The following is an 18,615-nucleotide window of genomic DNA, read 5'->3' as shown; positions in this document are numbered from 1 at the left end:
ATTCTGTTAACTAATTAGTTACAATATAAATTTTAAGTATTAATTAGTAAATGATTAGCTAAAATTATGATTTATAAGAGCGAAATTGCAGTATACAAATCAATAAAAAATAAATAGTATGAAACTAGTATTGCTGATACCAACGGTTGTGCTGATGGCAATTTCAGGATACAACCTTTCTGTAGAATTTACCAAAACAGGAGAAGCCAACTATCTTATCTTTAAAGCTGTTCACCTAACAGTATTAATTATAAGTATTTTATGTACGGCTGTCATAATTCGCTCCATGTTTAAAATAAAGTATGTGGAAATACCTGAAACTAACAGTAACAAAAATTATAACGAGCTGGAGCTACAGCATTCGTAATACAATAAAAGCCCTGTATGCAATTTAACCAATTAGTATTATAGGGCTTTAAAAAACAAAAGGGCGCTTAACAGCGCCCTTTTTATTATATATTATTAAAAAATTATTTTCTCATAATTTTAGTAGAGTAAGATTTTCCTTCTTCTCCATATACCTGAAGGATATAAGTACCCTGTGGCAGAGAAGAAACATTTATCTCAGTATTGTTAGCATTTACAGAAACATCCATTACTTTTTGACCTAACAGGTTGGTAATGGTTATTTGAGAAACAAACTCTTTACTAGTAATAGTTAGCATACTTTCAACAGGGTTAGGATAAACCTGTAAACCTGCAGCAGCAAAGTCACTTACACCTAAAGTTATAGCAACCTCAACTTCAAGAGGCTCACTTTCACAACCCTCTACAGTTTGCGTAACATAGTAAACTGTATCATCCATTAGTTCATCACCCGGCTCTACAGCTACCATCTCACCTTCTACCATCACATAGTAATTTAAAGTACCGTTTCCGGCAGCAGTAACCTCAAGAGACTCCACAACAGAACCTTCAGCAAAAGATTGGTTTTCATCTCCTGTTGGAGCATCCGGCACAGCATTAATAAATACATGAGTATCGTTTGCAGCACTTACACATCCTGCAATTACCTGTCTTGCAAAATACGTTCCCGGCTCAAGTTGAGTACCCATAGCAATTGGCTCTTCAGACTCTTCTGTAGCATACCATTGTACCTGAGCACCAGGAAGAGCAACAGAGAATAATTCATCAACAGTTACACTACCACAAAAATATTGGTTAGTTTCAGTTCCGGGAGCAGCAATCTCATTAAAGTCTACCACAACCTCAACCCTGTCACTTTCTCCACAACCTTCCTGCTCAAAAGAAACAAAATAAGATCCCGGCTGAATTAATGTTGATTCAGCTAACGGATTTGGAGCATCGGCTGTAGCATACCAGTTTAGCATACCTTCACCTTCTGCAAGAGCCATTAAATCGCCCACTGTTGCACCTTCACAAAGAGACTGGCTGGCAGATGCTGTTGGCATAGGAATTTCTGTAAAAGTAATTTGGACCTCTACTCTGTCGCTATCTCCACAGTTTTCCGGAGCCTGAGCCACAAAATAAGTACCTTCCTGTAAAACTGTAGTTCCGTTAAGAACAAAAGGAGAATCAGCAGTAGCATACCAGTGGATAGCTGCACCTTCATCACCCTCAACAACAAGATCGGCAATTGTAGCACCCTGGCAAACTTCCTGATCTTCAACAGTTGGAAGCGGAACATCTGTAAATACTACCTCAACCTCAACTCTTGGGCTACGGCAACCTGTTTTTTGCTGACATACAAAATACGAACCTTCAGTAAGAGGGGTATTTGTACCAACAGGGTTTGGAGCATCAGCTGTTAAGAACCATAAAAGAACTCCTCCTGTTTCAGCCTCAGCTGTTAAATCTGCAATAAGAGATCCCGGACAAACTGTTTGTTCTGCATCTGCAGTTGGAGGATTTACAGAGTTAACAGTTACAGCTACTGCTGTTCTGTCACTCTCACAAGTTCCTATATATTGAGAAACATAATAAGTACCATCTTCTTCGATAAGAGTCTCAGTATCTAAAGGTTCAGTAGCATCTTCAGTGGCATACCAATTGAATTCAACATTTGCAGCACCGCTAACCATTAGATCAGAAACAGTAAATCCAATACCTCCACACGCTATCTGATCATCAGCATCAGGCGCAGGTAAATCACATACAAATGGTTCATATGTAACTGTTACAGAAAAACTATCAAGCTGAGCATTTGTAGTTCCGCAACCAGTAGAACCAAAAGTCCTCCAAGGACCAAGTTCAAACTGAATCGTACCTGTTGCACCGGCCGCAATATTAAGTCCTGTTCTGTTATATAACATTGTACCTGCTGTATTACCTACACCTGCATAAACCTGTGATTCAGCTAAGCCTGTAGTAATACATTTAACTCTCGAAACCTGATCTGATTTCCATGTACTTCCAAAAGAAGTCATACTATAAGCTACGCTAACAGACGCAACTTGGTATCCTTCCGGCACATCTACAGAAACTAAAGCAGGACATGTAGAAACTGATGTTGGTGATGCATTTGTCATATACTCAGTAGATGATACACCTCCGTCATAAGCAACAGTTAATTGTCCCGGAGTAACGGTAGTCATTACCCAGTTACCTAAATCATCCGTTCCACAATTAGATCTCACCCATACATAATATGTAGTACCTGCTGTTAAATCTTCAAATGTAACCGAGTTAACAGTATTAGCTACATTAGTAACCTCGGTAGTCTCTGTAGGAGGAGTGTTTGTTGCAGACATGTAATAATCATATCCTCCTGAAGGCACTACCGGCGCAGGAGACCATGATACTGTACCGCTATCTGGCGTAGAAGAAGAAGTAAGATTAGTTGGAGCCGGACAAGAAGGAATAGCATCTGCAGTAAAAGCCATAATGTTTACAACACTGGCAGCAGTAGATGTTTTAGTTACCTGAACACTTTCAATAAGCTTACCCTGATTTGCAGCATCAATATTTACTGTTAACTGATAAAGCCTTGGGTTTCCAGTTGGAGTTTCAATAGCATTAGTAGCAATACTAACCCTACCAAAACCAGATACAGCTACCGGTTGCAATGTACTGTTAAACCAGTCAGGCAGTATTAAACCTGTAGAAACTTGCGAAGTCGCATCAGTAAAATTAACTGTTACTGATATTGTTGACTGTCCACTTCCTGACGTACCAAGCAAATAAAGCTTACTAGCCATTACCTGATTAGAAAAAACCGCTGTTAAACTGGTAGCAGAAGTAGGAATGCGCATAGAGTTGTTACCGCTAAATGGAGCAAACTGATAGCTTAATCCTGCAGTAGCTGCTGAATTTACTAAACCTGTAGCTGGCAAAGCTCCTGAATATGATGCATTACTTGGCGAAACAAAGTCAGTACTTAAAAAAGCAAAACTGTCGTTGTCAACCTGAATACTGGTAGATGAAGCAGCACTACCAGCACCATTTGCAACCACGTCTGCATTATAGCCCGATGTTACGGTAAGAGGCACGTACTCCTGAGCAGCCGCAGATAGCGACATTAAAGGAACCAGCGCACAAAGAAAACGAGGTAATTTTAACTTCATAGAAAAAAAATTTAGTTGATAATTAATTAGCGTAATTTATGTTTAAGCCATAAAAATACTGGCTCTTTAACAAATATAACCAGTTTAATCTGTTAAAAGATGTAAGAATTATACGTTTGTTAATTAAATAACAAAGTTGCAATAACCTGTTATTTTTTTATGTTTTTTTTTAGAAATAACACGAAAAAAACTCTTTAGCAAAGAGTTAAATATGTAATATTTTACTGCGTGAAAAATTTGAAATGAAAAACAAATAAAAAGAGGTATAAAAAGTAAAAAACAATAATCATTTTTAAGATTCAAAATTGCTTTAAACTAAAAAATCACAGAGGTATAAAAACAAAAAAAGCTGCAAGAGTTTTTCTTACAGCTTTTTAGAAATTTTGTAGCGAAGACGGGATTTTATTTTCGTCTACTTAGCAAACCGTCAATGTTGTATATCAATACTTTACAAACTTCACTATTTATAATTCTTAAAGAAATGTGGCACAATTTTGACACAGGCCGCACCTTCATTTTATTAGCATTCTAAACTTATCGCACGGAGTGCGATAAATAAAAAACCCGTAAGGACAACGCACAAAGAAGGTATTTGCGCCCAGCAAATAGCTCTTTGAAGTATTGTCCTTACACCTTATTCTTTTAACCCCGCAGGGAGCTTTTTTTGCTCTATGCTCGGGCTTTGCCCTTTTTCCCTCCCTAACCCTCTATAGTTTTTAAAATAAAGTATAAACTTTGTAAACAAAAGGCGAAAGGCAGAAAATACAAGTGTTTTACTGTTTATATTATTGTTTATTTTTATATATACTGTTTATAAAAAAAATATAAACAATTAACACTTATCGTCAATTTTAAAATAATGCTCTTCTGTATTCTTTATATCTTCCATCATTAATCCCACACCATCTTCACTGAGATTTTTAAATACACTTACTGCCGAAGGTGTTACTTTACAATTCTTAAAACTTTTGTTGCCTCCTTCATTATTATAATAATTTAAGCCACAAATAGTAATATTATCATCATGGATATTTCTAAACCAATAAACACAAAGTGAATCTTTAAATAAAATATCTTCACTATAAATAACTTCTTCTGTTGGATAATACGAAGTATTCTTTCCGTGTATATATTTTAGTGGATTCATCTAGATTAAAATTTATAACCTAGCTTAAGTCCGCCTCTAAAAGCCCATTCGTCAACGTTTACGTTGTCTACATCTCCCTGACCTTTTATTTCAATTTTCCAGATAGCACCTACAAACGGATCAAGTGTGAAATTGCCAAACGCAAACTTGTAACCTATCTCCGGGCTGAAGAATGAGAAATAACTGTACGTACCGTCGAACTTACCAAACATGGTATCTTCATCAAAGCTGATGTTACCATACGAAAGATAGTTTGACGAGTAAAGGCCTTTAAATTCTGCTTTGTTTTTACCATAGTACTGACGACCTCCCAGTTCTGCAACAAATCCGGTACCGTCTATAGAAAGAAACTCTACATCATAAGACATCGTTCCAACAGATAAGTTAAGCACGTTGGTTCTGCCTTCGCTGCCATGCTTGCTGGTTAAGAAATTAGTTTCATAACTTAAACCGCCCTGATGCGGTTCTGAAGCCATAAAGTTTAATGAAAGGTTGTTGTATTTGCCCGAAGCATCGTTATCCTGAGCAAATGTGAAAGCGGTTGCAACAATAGCCGCTAGAGTAAAAATTTTCTTCATGTGATTACTTATTAAAGGTTATTAAATACTTTGTCGTGGTGTGTATTCTAATCGAACTAAGTATTTCCTGCCTTTAAACTAATCGTATAACGCCCGTAACAATTGCAATCGCGTTAAGCTTGCTTTTATGTAAATCAAACGGATCGTACTCCGGGTTATCACTAACCACTAGAATATGATCGTCGTCTTTTCCTTTTCTTATTCTTTTTAAAAGTGCTCCCTGGTCCGTATCTAATACATATACTTTACCCCACTGGAAAAACACATCGTTAATATTTAATTTCTTGCAGGCCACAACGTCCCCACTGTTGTATTTAGGCTGCATAGAGTTTCCGCTTACTGTAATAACAAAATCGGCGGTTTTAAAATTTGGGACTACAAAACGTTCGCAATCTCTTTCCAATATTGTTTGATCTATTGTGCCAAATCCTGCCATTGCACTAACCGGTATAAGTGGTAAGGATTTGCCGGTTACGTATTCAGTTGATTGTTCATTTACTTGTGTCTTTTCGTCGTTTTGCTCGTAAATCTTCAACATTTTACCTTCTCCGGTAATAAACCAGTTTAGGTTAACATCTTCAAACTTGTTTGAAATATCTTCAAGAATATCAAAACTAGGCTTGGCATTTTCTTTCTTAAGCCTGTTTAATTTCTCTGAAGATGTATAATTCAAGCCTTTAATAGCAAATTCATTAACAGACTTAAACCCTTTATTTTCAGATAATTGCAATAAACGGTTGTAAATATTTGTCATATTTATTCAAATATGTTTGTATGTTTCAATCTTGTTTGTATATTTGCTATATCGAAAACGCACAAAAAGCCAACGAAAAGCACACAAAAAGCCAACAACAAGTATAATAAAAAAATCGTGTGCCCCGAAAGGTTTTTTAACATTTCGAGATAAGCAAAAAAATAATTCACAATGAGAGGTAATCCCATTGCAACGCCCGCAGTGTACTAACCAATGATTGTGCCATTATTTAACAAGTAATTATTTGTTACTAAAAATTTTGTGTAATCATTAAAAACCTTTTAACAATGTACACACCGCACGAAATCAGAACAATTATCAGGAATTGCAAAACCATTGCACAGCTGCTTTTAGCAGAATTTATACTCCTTCCTGAATTACCAAACTACACCCGACTACAAGTCGAAGTTTTTAAAAACGCAATAGCAAAACAAAAAGCTAAACTATTGCAATACAACAGCTTGTAACATATTTATAAACTAACATATAGGATTATGGCAGGTAAATGCGAAAAATGTGGTGTATCTGTTTTTGATAGACCATTGCAAAGAATAAACGAGCCAGGTGTTAACGGGATTTTTTGGTGCGAACCATGTATTAAGGAAAATGAGCCTGAATTGTATAACAATTTGATGGAAGATGTAACACCAGTAGAAAAGGAACTAAAGGACATTTTCTACAATGGCAACTCCTAAGCAAAACAGACGGTACAGGCTGCACCAAAAGATTAAAAGCCTGTACCACTACTCCCCCACGGACAAAACGATTTTTGTGCCGTTTGACGCTACCCCCCCCTTGAAAATACCGATATAAAAGAACTTATAGACAATTACAATTACTGCATTCAATACATAATAACGTAAAGATGGAAAATATACCAGGAACGGATTATAATAAAGGCATTGTGTTATATGGCAACGACCATAAAAAAGCGATAGCCAAAGCTAAAGAGTTAGCAAAATACAGTACGAAACCTGAAAAGGTATTGTATTTAAACAGTTTGGAGACCCGTAAGCTTTTTAATAATCATTTTATACTTAATGAAATAGAAGATAAGGATTATTTGATTATTACTGGTTTAAAAACATTGCAACACCTGTATGCTGTAGCTTCAAAAGTTACTGGTGTATTCCTTGTTGAGCCACAAAATAAACCTGCTTACGATTATATGTTTAAGCAGATAATAGTGATTCTTAACACCACTCCTCCTCCATCACCAGCAGAACTGTTAGAGCTTGACCCGTCTACAAAAAGAAGGTTCACTTTTATAGAATGTAAATAACGACCCAATGATTAACGCAGCACTTAAAAAAAAGATAGTTACCACACTTGGCAAGCAGTACAGCGGCAAGATTATAGAATACCTTAATAAAAATGGTGTGTATAATCAAAAAGGCGAACCGTACTCAGCTTCCAGTATTCAGAATATTGTAGGTGGCCGCAAAAATGAAACGGTTGAAAGCCATATTCTAAACCTGCTTGCTTCCGAACAAAAAAGGCTGAAGCTTTTAAAGATTAAGAAATCGAAAATCATTAAAAACAAATAGTATGGAAAAGCGGGATATAATAAAGATTCTTAAGAGGATGCTTGAAGATTACAAGAGTGTATTAGACTGTAAAACGTACGAAACCTTATTGACACGCTGTAGAAAACTCAGTATACGTCTAGGCTTTTGTTTTTGGCTTGATGTAAATAAAAATCGTACTACTGGAAATATACTTATAAATGAATTGATGCAAGATTCAGGATTAAACCTCCCCCCATTGGAAGGGTTTTGGTACCCTACTGTAAGTGATGGAAATCAGCTTGATATACAAATTGATAAATGCATCAAGCCTAGAATAATCAATATTGAAAGAACCATTGCAAGACTTCAAAGAGAAATACAACAAACACAACAATAACCACTATGAAAGCACTTATCTATATAACCCAGCTACCGGAGTACAAAAAACAGCTTGAAAGGCAAATTGAAGTACTTGAAATTGCCGAAGGCTTTACCCCGCAGGAAAAGAAAACACTTTTATCAATTTACAATCAGTTACTAGGCGAAATTAACGCCATTATGGCCAATGATGAAAAGATAGTACAGGATGTAAGAAATATTGAAGTTTTCCACCCTATAGCTGTTAACTAATGTTGCAATACGATAAAACATACCTTTTCGACAAAACCAATGGCGGGTTAGAATACTTTCACAGTGTGTACCCGCAGTCAGTTGGTTTTGAAGATAAAAACAAAGGCTTTAAAATCCGTGACGAACGCACCGGAAGTACGCACCTGTTTTGCAAAGAGGGTGTTTGGTACATTAAAGATTTCGGCTCGGGTGATAACGGTTTAAATTGTATTGACCTTTGTATGCAGGAAGAAAATTTGGAGTTCCTTCCCGCTATGAAATTCCTGTACCAGTTCTTTGGACTGGAGGCTAAAACATTACAACAGTTTAAGCCATTGCGTGAGCATAAAAATACTGACTTAGAAACTGGCTTTTATGAGATTGAGTATTTCGATACTATACAGCAAGCCGAATTGTTTGCACCTTTCCTTACAGATGATACTTGTAAAGAGTATAATTTCTATAGTGTAAAAAGCTATCAGTACGTTTCTTATAAACGCGATGTTAACGGAAAACAAACCAAAACCAAGTTACTTAATACTGTTACTGCAACCGCTGAATATCCTATTTACGCTTTTAAAGAAGAGAAATTTGTAAAGATATACGAGCCAAAGAATGATAAGGCTTACCGTTTTCGTTTCCTGGGCGAAAAACCACAAAGGCATATTTACGGTTGGGACAGGGTTTTTAGCCAGGTAGACCTTAAAGAAATACAGCGATTAAGGAATGTTGTAAAAGCCTATGGCGATAGTCAAAGTAGCGCAGCAAAAGAAGCAAAAGAACAATTAGACGAGGTTTTACTGCCTTGCATTATTGTTGGCTCAGGAGGTTCAGACAGTCTTAATATTGCATCGCTTGGTTATGATGTTGTTTGGTTAAACAGTGAATCAGAGCAACTGGATTTTGAAGAATACCGACAGTTAAAAGAAATATGCAAACAGGTTTATTACCTGCCGGATATTGATACTACAGGCGTTAAAATGGCTGTAAAACTGGGTTTGCAATTCCTTGACCTAAAAACCATTTGGCTACCTAAAAAACTACTTGAAACCAATAAAAAAGACTTTAGAGACTGGATAGGCAATTACAAACATTTAGGACTAGAAAAAACAAAAGGTGCATTAGAAAAGCTAATAACCCATGCACTGGAGTTTAAATGGTGGAAATGGAACAAAAAAACGGGTGCCTATAAATATAACTATGTATCCCTTCTTTACTTCTTGGAGCATCAGGGTTTCTATATGTACAAGCTTCAGCACCGTAACCAACAAAAGGGACAAAATACCTTTATTTTCATCAAGATAGATGGTAATGTTGTCCGTGAGGTTACAACCCCTGAAATTAAAAGCTTTGTACAGGATTGGCTTAAAGAGAATCATATTTCGCTTGAAGTGCTTAACATGGTTATAAGTAGCCAGTTTCTAAATGAAAAAGGTTTGCAATCCCTACCTAGTAAAGAACTTAATTTTAAAATCGCGGGTGTAAGCGATCAGTTATTCTATTTCAATAACAAAACCGTGCGCATTACTGCTGAAGGTATAGAAGAAGTACACCCTACAAAAATTACCAACTATGTTTGGCAGAATAAGGTTCTAAAACACAATATAAAATTAACCGACCCGCAATTCAAGATACAAAAAGATGCTTCCGGCGATTGGGATATTGAAGTACTGGAAAAAGAGAATATGTTCTTAAACTACCTTATTAACGGCTCGCGTGTGCATTGGCGTAATGAGTTGGAAGAGCCGTTTAAGGATAAGAGCAAAGAGGCAAAAGAGAAGTACTATAACGATAACCGTTTTAATATCGCCGGGGCTAATCTTGACCCCGATTCCATACACGAGCAAAAACTGCATTTAATCAATAAGATTTATACAATAGGCTACCTGTTGCATTCATATAAAGATGATGCAAAGCCGTGGTGTGTGTATATTATGGATAATAAATTACCTGAAGTGGCCAGCGAAAGCCACGGAGGCTCGGGAAAATCATTTGGAGTTTCTAAGATACTGGAATACTTTAAAAACTATTTCTATTTAGAAGGCCGTAATCAGGACTTATTGCGTAACCAGTTTATTTATGATGGTATAGACGAGGATACAGATGTTATTTTTCTTGATGATGCTCATTACACATTAAATTTCGGTTTCTTCTTCTCTATACTTACAGGTACATTGAGAGTTAACCCGAAGCACGGTAAAGCCTTTGAGATTCCGTTTAAGCAGTCGCCTAAACTAACCATTACAACAAACTTTGTACCTACCACTTTAGACCCTTCAACTATCAGACGATTGCAATTGATGGTATTTAGTGACTATTACCACGAACTAACCGACGAGTATCAGGAGCGCAGGCAGATAGTTGACGATTTTGGCGGGAAGCGAATGTTTGATGAAAATTTTAGCCATAATGATTTCAATCTGTTTTATAACTTCTGCATACAGTGTTTGCAATTCTATTTAAGCAGCAGCGAACGCCATGAGGCACCGGAAGGCAATGTTAAGAAACGTAACCTTATGCAGCTTATGGGCGACAATTTTTACGAATGGGCTAAAAGCTATTTCTGTGATGATAAGCTTAACACCTTTATTCCCCGCAAAGAAATTCAGGACGAATACAAAGCCTTTGTTTCCGGCAGAGTTATGAGCGTGCAAAAACAGAAAAATGCGCTGGATGCCTTCTGTAAGTTTAATGGCTGGATACTTAACCCGAAAGAATTATTAGGCAGTGACGGTACAATTAAAAAACCGTATGAAGATCAACAAGGCAAACGCCAGGTACTGGAGCATTACTATATAAAGACAGATAATGCAACTGTTGATGTAGAAACTATTGAAGCTAAAGAGGCTGAATTACCTAAAAAAGTAGATACTGAAGATTTACCCTTCTAATTATGGATGCAAAGGAATTTCATAAATACGCTAAATGGTGCAATGACAATTTTGTCTTTATCTACCCTGTACCTCTTACCGCAGTTAATTCGGGTAACTATAAAATAGAGGTTTGCAATAGAGGAAAAGTCAAAAAAGGCGATGGAGTTTACAGAGATAAGCCCATTAAAGATGAAGTTTCTGTTTGGGATAAAATAAGACAACTGTACCAAGAGATTTATAACCGCAATAACCCTTCTTAACCACACTGAACATGGAAAACACAAATTTAAAGCCCCTGCCATTTTCTGTAAAAAAAGGTGAACTGGTAGAAATGTATATCGACCAAATGACCGAACGATTTATACTCGACAACATCAACACAATTATAGTTGCCACCCGCAACCTGCCAAAAAACTACAGGCCGCGAGTTAGCCAGCTACTACATATAGAATTTATGGAGTTCGTTGCCACTTATGGTGCGCCAAAAGGCTACGAAAAACCAAAAGTATTTTAACCAAAACCTTACGATATGAAACAAGCTAAAATTTTAGTTACAGTTGGAATGGTAACAGTGGCATTTGCTGCCGCTTTCATCATTGGAGGAATACAGTTAATAGCTGGTGCGGCTATATGCTTAATAGCAGGTGCGGTGTTATCTGAAATATGGAAATTAAAAGGATAAGATATGTTACATAAATTAAAAACATTACCAACTCATTTTAATGCCGTAAAAGATGGCAGAAAGAATTTTGAGATAAGAAAGAATGACAGACACTTTCAAATAGATGATGAATTACTCTTAGAAGAGTTTGAGCCAAAAGACTATTGGGATCCTGAAGACCCAAAAGAAGATAGATATACAGGAAGTTTCGTTCATCGCAGAATAACCTACATAGTAAAAGGTAAGGAATATGGACTTAAAGATGGATATGTTGTTTTAGGTATTGAAAAAATATAATTATGCCAGCACTAAAGTCAAATAATCGTGAGCGCGCCTATATCAATAAACACTTTGTAATACGTGTTACTGATACCAACCAAAATACTACAACATTGGTTGGCGCAGGCAAATATTCTGCCCTTGTAGGTGAAGAACTTAAAATAAAGCATTTTAAGACAGTTTCGGAAGGCACGGCGCAGCAATACACCTTCAAACTGAGAAGAGGTCTTAAAATTAATTTTCACTCAAAATAACTATTGCAAACATTGTGATTATGATACTAACCCGATTAGGTAACAAGCGTAAAATGTCAAGCAAATTGCAAGAATGTAGTAGTTAAATTTTCTTTAAAAAAGCTTTTTGCATATAATTTTCTTTCTTAATTCATTGCTATTGAATATCTTTACAAAGTAATTGAGGCACATTTTACATATCCTCAAAGTGTGATCAAAGCTTGCATTTTTTGTGCCTCAATTCTCTACAAATTCAAGAGATCGAACTTCTCTATATGCATCAACCGCCAACTTACCATGCTTAATTTGGAACTGTATAAGGCTAACAGATGATCGTTTTTACTGCTATTTTTTTGACATTTGTTCATTTTAAATTTTGATTGATGATTGATGATTCTGTATATTTGCAACTTCTCACGGTATCGGTAATACGGAAATTCGCCACAAAAGACTTTATGTCCTCCGACTGTGGCAACCGCTATTAAAATACCGTGAGAAGTTTTTAATTGTCGGAGGATTTCATTAATTCCTCCCTACTAAAAAATTAATTATAACCCCTCAGCCGAAAGGCGGCAAAGTAAATTAAGGTAAGGTGTGGTTTATTTGCATGAGGGGTTTACTTAAAATATTAGTTTTTCTTTTTCAAAAGCCTCTCAAGATTGACTTTGGGGGGCTTTTTTAAATATAACCTTGATCCTTAGTACAAAATAAGCTCGATTAATGACTTATGCTGAAGATTATCAGTATTTGTCATATTCTTTAAACATAATTCAAATAAATCAACCAAATATTAAATAAATATGATTTTTCCTATAAAAAAGTTATCATTATTTGAGCTTTTAACATTTATAGGAGTAACATTAACATGACATTAACTTTCAATGTCTATTATTTCGATAGTTTTGAAAAAATAACACGCCTTACACTATGAAATATACATGTACTATAAAAACTAGTATATCCTTAATTTAGGATTCAGACAATATGAAAGTATGGTCTGAAATGCTGAAACAGAGACCTTAAATACTGAAAGTAGGCACCAACTAAATTACTTTATTATTATGAAAAATTTATTTTCATTTTTTAGCCTTTTTTTATTAATCTCTTTTACTTCTTGTTCAGATGAGTCTTCTACACCTGAAAAAAGTTCAGGAAACTTAATTACTAAAAGCACCGATGGTAGCGATGTTGATCCGGGAGAACTTCATAATGACATTGTTCGTAAATATGAAGCATACAAAGATGCAAATGGCGCTATAACTGATTTCGATGCGGTAGTGGCTTTTGTTGACGACGAATTAAAAGCATCAGGATCTCCTATAACATTAACTCAGGTTTTAGATCAGGATCCGGTTTTCAGAGAGAAACTTTTTGAAGTTGTAAATGCAGGTGCAGATATAGCTAAGATAAATTCTATTTTTAACGACATGTATGTTGATAAGATCAGTACTTACGAACAATATACTTATGCCGTTGATCTAATGAATAAAATAGATGACAACGAAGGCGATGTGTCTACTTATTATAATGCTATAGCCTCTTTTGAAAGCCAGGTACAAAACGACAGCCAAATGGACAGTTCTCTACAAAAGGCATTCCTTCAAACCGGATCAATAGCAAGCGGATCACATTATTTTTGGTATGAAGAACCGGGAAACCCTAATCTGTCTCAAACTCAACAAGCTTTACGTAATGAAAGTAAAATTGTACGTATAGCAGGTGCAGATACAGCAGGTGCTTTGGCTGGTATTCAAAGTGGTGCTGTTGCGGCAGCCAGCGTTTTTGGTGGCTGGGGAGGCCTTGTAGCTTTAGTAGGATGTGCAGCTGTTTCTTCAATAATGGCAAGCTAACATAAAAACATTTTTATCATGAGAAGCTTAGATATTAAATTAGTGCTGCCTTATAATTGGTATCACGCAAGAAGAATAAAAATTTGCGATGATAAAGGAAAAGTGCTTACCAAAATTATGCATAATGAACACCATCAGGTTACTTTAGATAATGAGGTAGAATTTATTATCATAAAGCTTGACTTCCTTCGTTCAAAAATTGAAGTACCAAAAGGACAAACGAATTTATACTTAGGAGTATATATGGACTTTAGGGACAAATTTCCGATAATGTATTATGACATTCTAAAAAGAAAATGTTTAACTGGTATGTTTTTAGACGAAAACAAATTCCAAAATTTTGATGTTTCAATTTATGGGCAATCAAAAAAATACATACTGAAATCGGAAGTTAATTTAGCAAACGTCCTTCTGGGAATGCTTATATCAGTTGGGTTAATTGTAACTTCAGTTTGGGAACAGGATAATGAAAATAACAGCCTTGTATTTTTCATTGGGATGGTAAGCTTCTTTTCTCTCTTAATGATAAAGCTAAGTGACGGTAAACTATCATTATATGATTATCGAAACAGGGTAATTGCTACAGGAGCTGCTTTTATTCTTTCGGCGTTTTTTGTCGAAAATGCTTATCCGGTAAGAGCTTTGTTGATAATATTTACTTTGGGATTTATTTTCCAGGCATATAGAAACTTTAGTACAATAAAAACCTAGATACTACTTTTTTTTAACTTGTTAAAAGGGGGTTGCCTAAATAGGCAGCTCCCTTTTTCTATATACTTTATAGATTCCGTAAAATATCATTTCTGTATCTCTTACATTCCCTATATAAAGCTTTTAATAATCTGTACTCCTTTTGCATTTCGGGTCCCGTACTCACATTTTTTAAGTACAGCAGATAGTTATCATCCATTTTACAGAGAAACTGCTCAATTGATAACTCTTTAAAAATAACCGCTTCTTTTCCTTCTATTTCTCCAATATCAATTAACGCTAGTTGGGTTTTATAAAATAAGTCTACAGTAAGGTGATAATAAATCCATTTAATCATGTCGGTAAAATAACTATATAAGGTGGGTTCAGTGTTTTGTTTATTTTTTTTTCTCAGAGTCGCCTGGTTCATTTCGCTTTTTATTATAATCTTCAATAATAATTTTGCCTGTTTTAGAATCTCGAAGAACACGAACAACTTTAATATTCTTCCTCTCTTCTTTCATGGTTATAAGGTGTGTAAAAGGTTATTAAACACTAATATAGCAATTTTTGCAATCAAACTGAACATCTATTGCAACCCTCTGCCCTCAAAAGAGTTGCAACGTTCGGCATCTTCCGACATCTTCCGACATCCTGCCACATCTTCCCGCAACTTTCCGCACTCAAAAATCTATAAATCAAATCTTTGCAATGTATTTCAGTAACACATGAGCGAATTTGATTTCCTATTAAACAGAAAAGTACTAAGCGGTAAGCAATATGATAGGCTAATCCCAAAATCGGAAGGTAAAACAACCTATTTAGGCGACGGCATGACCGACTTTTCTGTAAACGAAATGGCAAAAATGGTTAACAAATATGCCTTTCAGATGGAAAAAGTCGCACCGTTACTGAAAAAAAGTTCATTGCAATTAACGTGTAAAAGTATCCATGAATGGTGCTATGACCATTTTCAATATAAGGCAGATGATGAAACCCAGCTTTTACGCTCGCCTTCCTATGCTTGGTGGTACGACAGGTTTAAAGGGATAGACTGTAAAAGCTATTCAATTATTGCAAGCTGCATCCTTACCTGTTTAGGCATTAAGCACTACATAAGAAAAATAAAGCAACCCGGTTATTTGCCTCAATTATGGACACACGTGTACGTAATAGTTCCGACTGACCAAGAAAAAGGGACATTGAAAAAAGGCTATTACGTGATAGACGGCACGGTTGACACGATGAACGAATCATTATACACAGAAACAAGCGATTTAGATATGAGTATGCAGCATTACGGATTAAACGGCAGCTTTGCACAGCGAAATTACCAACAAGGATTGGGAATTTCGTATTCCGAACTATCAAAACACCTTTCGCTAAATAACATCAAAGGTTTGTTTTCAGGTGGCTGGTCGCCTAGCTGTATTGGTGGTTCTCTTGATACCGATGATTTTTACGCGGCTCTTGCTAACATTGTTCCGGCATTTGAAAAAATGATAGACGATGTTAACCTTGCTGTAAATAATGGAAGCGACATTTTTACAAAAATAAATAAGCTATTAAGGGTTGCCGCACAAATGAAAAGCCATAGTGCTGTTAAGGCAAGTGGTGACTGGAAAAGCAGATGTTCTAAAAATGCGGTTGACCTGTACAAATCGGCAGGCGAATACTACTACAACATTGTATATACTGGCTTCCTTCAATGGTTGCAATACTATTTCGATATTCAAACCAGCGTGATACAAGTGCCTAACAATACGTTCGATATCGAAATGAAATTCGATAAAAACAGCAGTATTGAAACAACACAGGCCACTATAGTTACAAAGATTTCACCTAAAGCAGGTACTACAAGCGTAAAACAATTTGTTATCACTCCATATATTGGTGAACCCGAAAACCAATCAAACTTCAATATTCAGGAATTTTTAGGAGGCATCAACAAAGTTGTTGCAGCCTTTACCCCTTCTAACTCAGGCTCGGGAACTGGCACAAGTTCAGGCTCAGGAATCAGCACAGGCTCAGGCAAAAACAACGACGGCACAATTACCTATACTGGAAATAATGTAAAAATGGCCAGCATGGGTGGTGTTTTTGGTTTCTTACTTTTTGCTGGTGGTGTAGCTTACATCTTTAGTGGCATGAAAGACAAACCTGCTGGTAAAGCTACTCCGGCAAAATCTCAATCTAAAACAACAACCTCGAAATAATGAATTTAGTACAACAAAATAAAACTGTAGAAAGAAACCTTCCTGCAATTGCAATGGCAAATGTACAAGGATTAGGGTTAAGGATATTTGGCTGGACACCACCAATAGGTGATTGGATAGCAGGTGCAGTACGATACGTTGGCGGTGCTATTGCAGGTCGTGTTAGGTCAATACCTTTTGTTGGAAGGGCTATAGCCGACGAAATAGACTCACTTACTGAATTAGCTGCACAAGTAATTGAGACGAGATTTACAGAATGGGGACTTAATGCTCGTGTGTTTGACAGCGAAGGCAATTATATAGGTACTGAGCTAACGGAATCTGAAAAGCAAATATTAGAACAGTGGTTAGCCGTTTTTAAACCGTATGCAGAGAACCTAACTCTGGAAGTTGTAAATGCATTGGCATTAACCGACACCAATGCAATGCTAACGGGTATTAATGCAGTACTGAATAAGATTAACGCTATACAGGATCATTATAACCCTGACGTTACAAAAACACCCGGACTTTCAGATAATGCATTAAAGCAAAGAAGCTATGTAATTTATCAGGCGTTTAGCCTAATAGTATTAGCTATTACCGAAGGGCTTAAAAGTAAAAACCTGAATCTTACAACTAAGCAGGTATCCTTCCCAATGAACCAGTACAATTTTATGCCGCTGTTTAGTAGCAGTGCCATAACATCGGTAACGGGTGAAAACTATGTACTTGCTGGCTCAGGCACTAAACCTACAAAGCCAATAGGAGGCGGTACCGATTTAGTTACTAACGTACCTGGCAAAGTAATAACCGAACCTGTAAAAGTACAGCCTGTAAATACTGGTAATACCACTACAACCAATACCGGAGGTACAACAACTACCGACAACACTCCGGCAACAACCGCAGCAAATGAAACTAAAAAAGTACCCAACTGGCTTTGGTGGGTTGCAGGTGGTGCGCTAGTGTATGGTATAAGCAGGGCTAGAGGTAGTAAAAAAAGTAAAAAATAGTACGAATCTTAAATTTTAAAATAAATGAAACTAAAGAAGCCATCAGCTAAAAAAGTGACAGACACAGCCGCCTTAACTGGTGGTGTAATCGTAGGTGGTGCGGTTTCTAAAGGTGTTTTCGGGCTTATTCACAGTCCGGCAGCAACAGAAGATACCGCAGAACAGAAAAAACAGGAAAACGCAGCCCTTGTTAAGCGTGCTTTGCTTATCGCGGCAACCGGAGCAGGCGCGGTTTTTCTTGAAGGAAACGACAGCATAACGAGTGCGGCAAAAGGCACTTTAATCGGTATGGCTGCTATACAAACCCTTGAAGCTATTGCAACCCTTGCGAAGCGTAGCGGAGTAACCCCTGAAGCTGCTGCAACTACAGCTCCTAAGAAATTCTTAGCGCGTGTAGCCGGATTAGGTTGCCCTTGTACTGATACTATGGGTATGGGTTCAGTTATCCCAATGGCTTTATCACCTCGCTACAATCTTGATATGAGTGCAGAGAGAGGTTTAGGTAATTCGGCACTTGACCTTTTTGCTTTACCTGACCCGTTAGCGGTAAGTCCGGCTATATAAATAGCCTCCCAAAAATCCCAAAAAAGAAAAATTCACTAAAATCAAATAAGTCAAACAATTTTAAATCCCAATACAAATGGAAAAATTAACTGTAAAAGATGCTGTAGCATTTATCCCTAACGCCCAGCAAGGGA

General features: G+C 36.5%; 22 protein-coding genes. 17 read left to right on the top strand and 5 right to left on the bottom strand.

Annotated elements, in window-relative coordinates:
* The first annotated feature begins 118 nt into the window (after positions 1–118).
* On the top strand, positions 119–367 hold the full coding sequence (locus tag FUA48_RS08740; protein ID WP_147583176.1) for a hypothetical protein: 249 nt from the start codon (positions 119–121) through the stop codon (positions 365–367).
* A gap of 103 nt (positions 368–470) precedes the next feature.
* Here the strand turns inward: FUA48_RS08740 and FUA48_RS08735 are convergent, their stop codons facing one another.
* The 4 genes from FUA48_RS08735 to FUA48_RS08720 all read right to left on the bottom strand — a co-directional run bounded on the left by FUA48_RS08735 (position 471) and on the right by FUA48_RS08720 (position 6,003).
* Positions 471–3,524 (bottom strand): Ig-like domain-containing protein, encoded by a 3,054-nt coding sequence (locus FUA48_RS08735; RefSeq protein ID WP_147583175.1) that lies wholly within the window; start codon positions 3,522–3,524, stop codon positions 471–473.
* Between the two features lie 832 nt (positions 3,525–4,356).
* Complete coding sequence (locus tag FUA48_RS08730) at positions 4,357–4,671, bottom strand: hypothetical protein (RefSeq protein ID WP_147583174.1); 315 nt, start codon at positions 4,669–4,671, stop codon at positions 4,357–4,359.
* Between the two features lie 5 nt (positions 4,672–4,676).
* Complete coding sequence (locus FUA48_RS08725) at positions 4,677–5,249, bottom strand: hypothetical protein (RefSeq protein WP_147583173.1); 573 nt, start codon at positions 5,247–5,249, stop codon at positions 4,677–4,679.
* 73 nt (positions 5,250–5,322) lie between these two features.
* Positions 5,323–6,003, bottom strand: coding sequence for a S24 family peptidase (locus tag FUA48_RS08720; protein WP_147583172.1), 681 nt, complete (start codon positions 6,001–6,003; stop codon positions 5,323–5,325).
* A 494-nt stretch (positions 6,004–6,497) separates the two neighbouring features.
* Here FUA48_RS08720 and FUA48_RS08715 point away from each other — a divergent pair, with 494 nt between their 5' ends.
* The 13 genes from FUA48_RS08715 to FUA48_RS08660 all read left to right on the top strand — a co-directional run bounded on the left by FUA48_RS08715 (position 6,498) and on the right by FUA48_RS08660 (position 14,727).
* Positions 6,498–6,698, top strand: coding sequence for a hypothetical protein (locus FUA48_RS08715; RefSeq protein ID WP_147583171.1), 201 nt, complete (start codon positions 6,498–6,500; stop codon positions 6,696–6,698).
* Between the two features lie 170 nt (positions 6,699–6,868).
* The gene (locus tag FUA48_RS08710) at positions 6,869–7,285 is read left to right on the top strand and encodes a hypothetical protein (protein WP_147583170.1); all 417 of its coding nucleotides are present in this window, start codon (positions 6,869–6,871) and stop codon (positions 7,283–7,285) included.
* Positions 7,286–7,292: 7 nt separating this feature from the next.
* Positions 7,293–7,550 carry a hypothetical protein gene (locus tag FUA48_RS08705; RefSeq protein WP_147583169.1) on the top strand — a complete coding sequence of 86 codons (258 nt, stop codon included), beginning with the start codon at positions 7,293–7,295 and terminating at the stop codon, positions 7,548–7,550.
* A 1-nt stretch (position 7,551) separates the two neighbouring features.
* Positions 7,552–7,908 carry a hypothetical protein gene (locus FUA48_RS08700; RefSeq protein WP_147583168.1) on the top strand — a complete coding sequence of 119 codons (357 nt, stop codon included), beginning with the start codon at positions 7,552–7,554 and terminating at the stop codon, positions 7,906–7,908.
* Positions 7,909–7,913: 5 nt separating this feature from the next.
* Positions 7,914–8,141 (top strand): hypothetical protein, encoded by a 228-nt coding sequence (locus FUA48_RS08695; protein ID WP_147583167.1) that lies wholly within the window; start codon positions 7,914–7,916, stop codon positions 8,139–8,141.
* A complete protein-coding gene (locus FUA48_RS08690; RefSeq protein WP_147583166.1) occupies positions 8,141–11,011 on the top strand; it encodes a primase-helicase family protein in 2,871 nt (956 codons plus the stop codon). Before FUA48_RS08695 ends, FUA48_RS08690 begins: the two co-directional genes overlap by 1 nt.
* A 2-nt stretch (positions 11,012–11,013) precedes the next feature.
* Positions 11,014–11,253 (top strand): hypothetical protein, encoded by a 240-nt coding sequence (locus FUA48_RS08685; RefSeq protein ID WP_147583165.1) that lies wholly within the window; start codon positions 11,014–11,016, stop codon positions 11,251–11,253.
* An 11-nt stretch (positions 11,254–11,264) separates the two neighbouring features.
* Positions 11,265–11,507, top strand: coding sequence for a hypothetical protein (locus FUA48_RS08680; RefSeq protein ID WP_147583164.1), 243 nt, complete (start codon positions 11,265–11,267; stop codon positions 11,505–11,507).
* A 15-nt stretch (positions 11,508–11,522) separates the two neighbouring features.
* Complete coding sequence (locus tag FUA48_RS18340) at positions 11,523–11,675, top strand: hypothetical protein (RefSeq protein WP_168196956.1); 153 nt, start codon at positions 11,523–11,525, stop codon at positions 11,673–11,675.
* A gap of 3 nt (positions 11,676–11,678) precedes the next feature.
* A complete protein-coding gene (locus FUA48_RS08675; RefSeq protein ID WP_147583163.1) occupies positions 11,679–11,951 on the top strand; it encodes an ASCH/PUA domain-containing protein in 273 nt (90 codons plus the stop codon).
* A 2-nt stretch (positions 11,952–11,953) separates the two neighbouring features.
* Positions 11,954–12,187, top strand: a complete 234-nt coding sequence (locus tag FUA48_RS08670; RefSeq protein ID WP_147583162.1) for a hypothetical protein — start codon at positions 11,954–11,956, stop codon at positions 12,185–12,187.
* A gap of 1,040 nt (positions 12,188–13,227) precedes the next feature.
* Positions 13,228–14,016: a hypothetical protein gene (locus FUA48_RS08665; RefSeq protein WP_147583161.1), complete on the top strand. Its 789-nt coding sequence runs from the start codon at positions 13,228–13,230 to the stop codon at positions 14,014–14,016.
* Positions 14,017–14,034: 18 nt separating this feature from the next.
* The gene (locus FUA48_RS08660; protein ID WP_147583160.1) at positions 14,035–14,727 is read left to right on the top strand and encodes a hypothetical protein; all 693 of its coding nucleotides are present in this window, start codon (positions 14,035–14,037) and stop codon (positions 14,725–14,727) included.
* 377 nt (positions 14,728–15,104) lie between these two features.
* Here FUA48_RS08660 and FUA48_RS18585 read toward each other — a convergent pair whose 3' ends face one another.
* On the bottom strand, positions 15,105–15,230 hold the full coding sequence (locus FUA48_RS18585) for a hypothetical protein (protein WP_262712751.1): 126 nt from the start codon (positions 15,228–15,230) through the stop codon (positions 15,105–15,107).
* Positions 15,231–15,434: 204 nt separating this feature from the next.
* Here FUA48_RS18585 and FUA48_RS08655 point away from each other — a divergent pair, with 204 nt between their 5' ends.
* Genes FUA48_RS08655 through FUA48_RS08645 form a run of 3 tightly spaced genes read left to right on the top strand, consistent with a single transcriptional unit; the run spans position 15,435 to position 18,481 of the window.
* Positions 15,435–16,922, top strand: coding sequence for a hypothetical protein (locus tag FUA48_RS08655; protein ID WP_147583159.1), 1,488 nt, complete (start codon positions 15,435–15,437; stop codon positions 16,920–16,922).
* Positions 16,922–17,917 carry a hypothetical protein gene (locus FUA48_RS08650; RefSeq protein WP_147583158.1) on the top strand — a complete coding sequence of 332 codons (996 nt, stop codon included), beginning with the start codon at positions 16,922–16,924 and terminating at the stop codon, positions 17,915–17,917. The genes FUA48_RS08655 and FUA48_RS08650 overlap by 1 nt, the downstream gene beginning before the upstream one ends.
* Positions 17,918–17,941: 24 nt before the next feature.
* A complete protein-coding gene (locus FUA48_RS08645; protein ID WP_147583157.1) occupies positions 17,942–18,481 on the top strand; it encodes a hypothetical protein in 540 nt (179 codons plus the stop codon).
* Positions 18,482–18,615: the final 134 nt, after the last annotated feature.

This window comes from Flavobacterium alkalisoli, from assembly GCF_008000935.1.
GTDB lineage: Bacteria > Bacteroidota > Bacteroidia > Flavobacteriales > Flavobacteriaceae > Flavobacterium > Flavobacterium alkalisoli.
The sequence above is the reverse complement of the archived record's forward strand: the minus strand, read 5'-3'. Positions and strand labels throughout refer to the sequence as shown.

Bases quoted from the DNA above. Each gene is read 5' to 3' on its own strand.
- FUA48_RS08735 (WP_147583175.1), bottom strand. From the start codon at position 3,524: ATGAAGTTAAAATTACCTCGTTTTCTTTGTGCGCTGGTTCCTTTAATG.
- FUA48_RS18340 (WP_168196956.1), top strand. From the start codon at position 11,523: ATGAAACAAGCTAAAATTTTAGTTACAGTTGGAATGGTAACAGTGGCA.
- FUA48_RS08670 (WP_147583162.1), top strand. From the start codon at position 11,954: ATGCCAGCACTAAAGTCAAATAATCGTGAGCGCGCCTATATCAATAAA.
- FUA48_RS08660 (WP_147583160.1), top strand. From the start codon at position 14,035: ATGAGAAGCTTAGATATTAAATTAGTGCTGCCTTATAATTGGTATCAC.
- FUA48_RS08705 (WP_147583169.1), top strand. From the start codon at position 7,293: ATGATTAACGCAGCACTTAAAAAAAAGATAGTTACCACACTTGGCAAG.
- FUA48_RS08650 (WP_147583158.1), top strand. From the start codon at position 16,922: ATGAATTTAGTACAACAAAATAAAACTGTAGAAAGAAACCTTCCTGCA.
- FUA48_RS08680 (WP_147583164.1), top strand. From the start codon at position 11,265: ATGGAAAACACAAATTTAAAGCCCCTGCCATTTTCTGTAAAAAAAGGT.
- FUA48_RS08715 (WP_147583171.1), top strand. From the start codon at position 6,498: ATGGCAGGTAAATGCGAAAAATGTGGTGTATCTGTTTTTGATAGACCA.
- FUA48_RS08655 (WP_147583159.1), top strand. From the start codon at position 15,435: ATGAGCGAATTTGATTTCCTATTAAACAGAAAAGTACTAAGCGGTAAG.
- FUA48_RS08710 (WP_147583170.1), top strand. From the start codon at position 6,869: ATGGAAAATATACCAGGAACGGATTATAATAAAGGCATTGTGTTATAT.
- FUA48_RS08665 (WP_147583161.1), top strand. From the start codon at position 13,228: ATGAAAAATTTATTTTCATTTTTTAGCCTTTTTTTATTAATCTCTTTT.
- FUA48_RS08685 (WP_147583165.1), top strand. From the start codon at position 11,014: ATGGATGCAAAGGAATTTCATAAATACGCTAAATGGTGCAATGACAAT.
- FUA48_RS08725 (WP_147583173.1), bottom strand. From the start codon at position 5,249: ATGAAGAAAATTTTTACTCTAGCGGCTATTGTTGCAACCGCTTTCACA.
- FUA48_RS08690 (WP_147583166.1), top strand. From the start codon at position 8,141: ATGTTGCAATACGATAAAACATACCTTTTCGACAAAACCAATGGCGGG.
- FUA48_RS08675 (WP_147583163.1), top strand. From the start codon at position 11,679: ATGTTACATAAATTAAAAACATTACCAACTCATTTTAATGCCGTAAAA.
- FUA48_RS08700 (WP_147583168.1), top strand. From the start codon at position 7,552: ATGGAAAAGCGGGATATAATAAAGATTCTTAAGAGGATGCTTGAAGAT.
- FUA48_RS08730 (WP_147583174.1), bottom strand. From the start codon at position 4,671: ATGAATCCACTAAAATATATACACGGAAAGAATACTTCGTATTATCCA.
- FUA48_RS08695 (WP_147583167.1), top strand. From the start codon at position 7,914: ATGAAAGCACTTATCTATATAACCCAGCTACCGGAGTACAAAAAACAG.
- FUA48_RS08645 (WP_147583157.1), top strand. From the start codon at position 17,942: ATGAAACTAAAGAAGCCATCAGCTAAAAAAGTGACAGACACAGCCGCC.
- FUA48_RS18585 (WP_262712751.1), bottom strand. From the start codon at position 15,230: ATGAAAGAAGAGAGGAAGAATATTAAAGTTGTTCGTGTTCTTCGAGAT.
- FUA48_RS08720 (WP_147583172.1), bottom strand. From the start codon at position 6,003: ATGACAAATATTTACAACCGTTTATTGCAATTATCTGAAAATAAAGGG.
- FUA48_RS08740 (WP_147583176.1), top strand. From the start codon at position 119: ATGAAACTAGTATTGCTGATACCAACGGTTGTGCTGATGGCAATTTCA.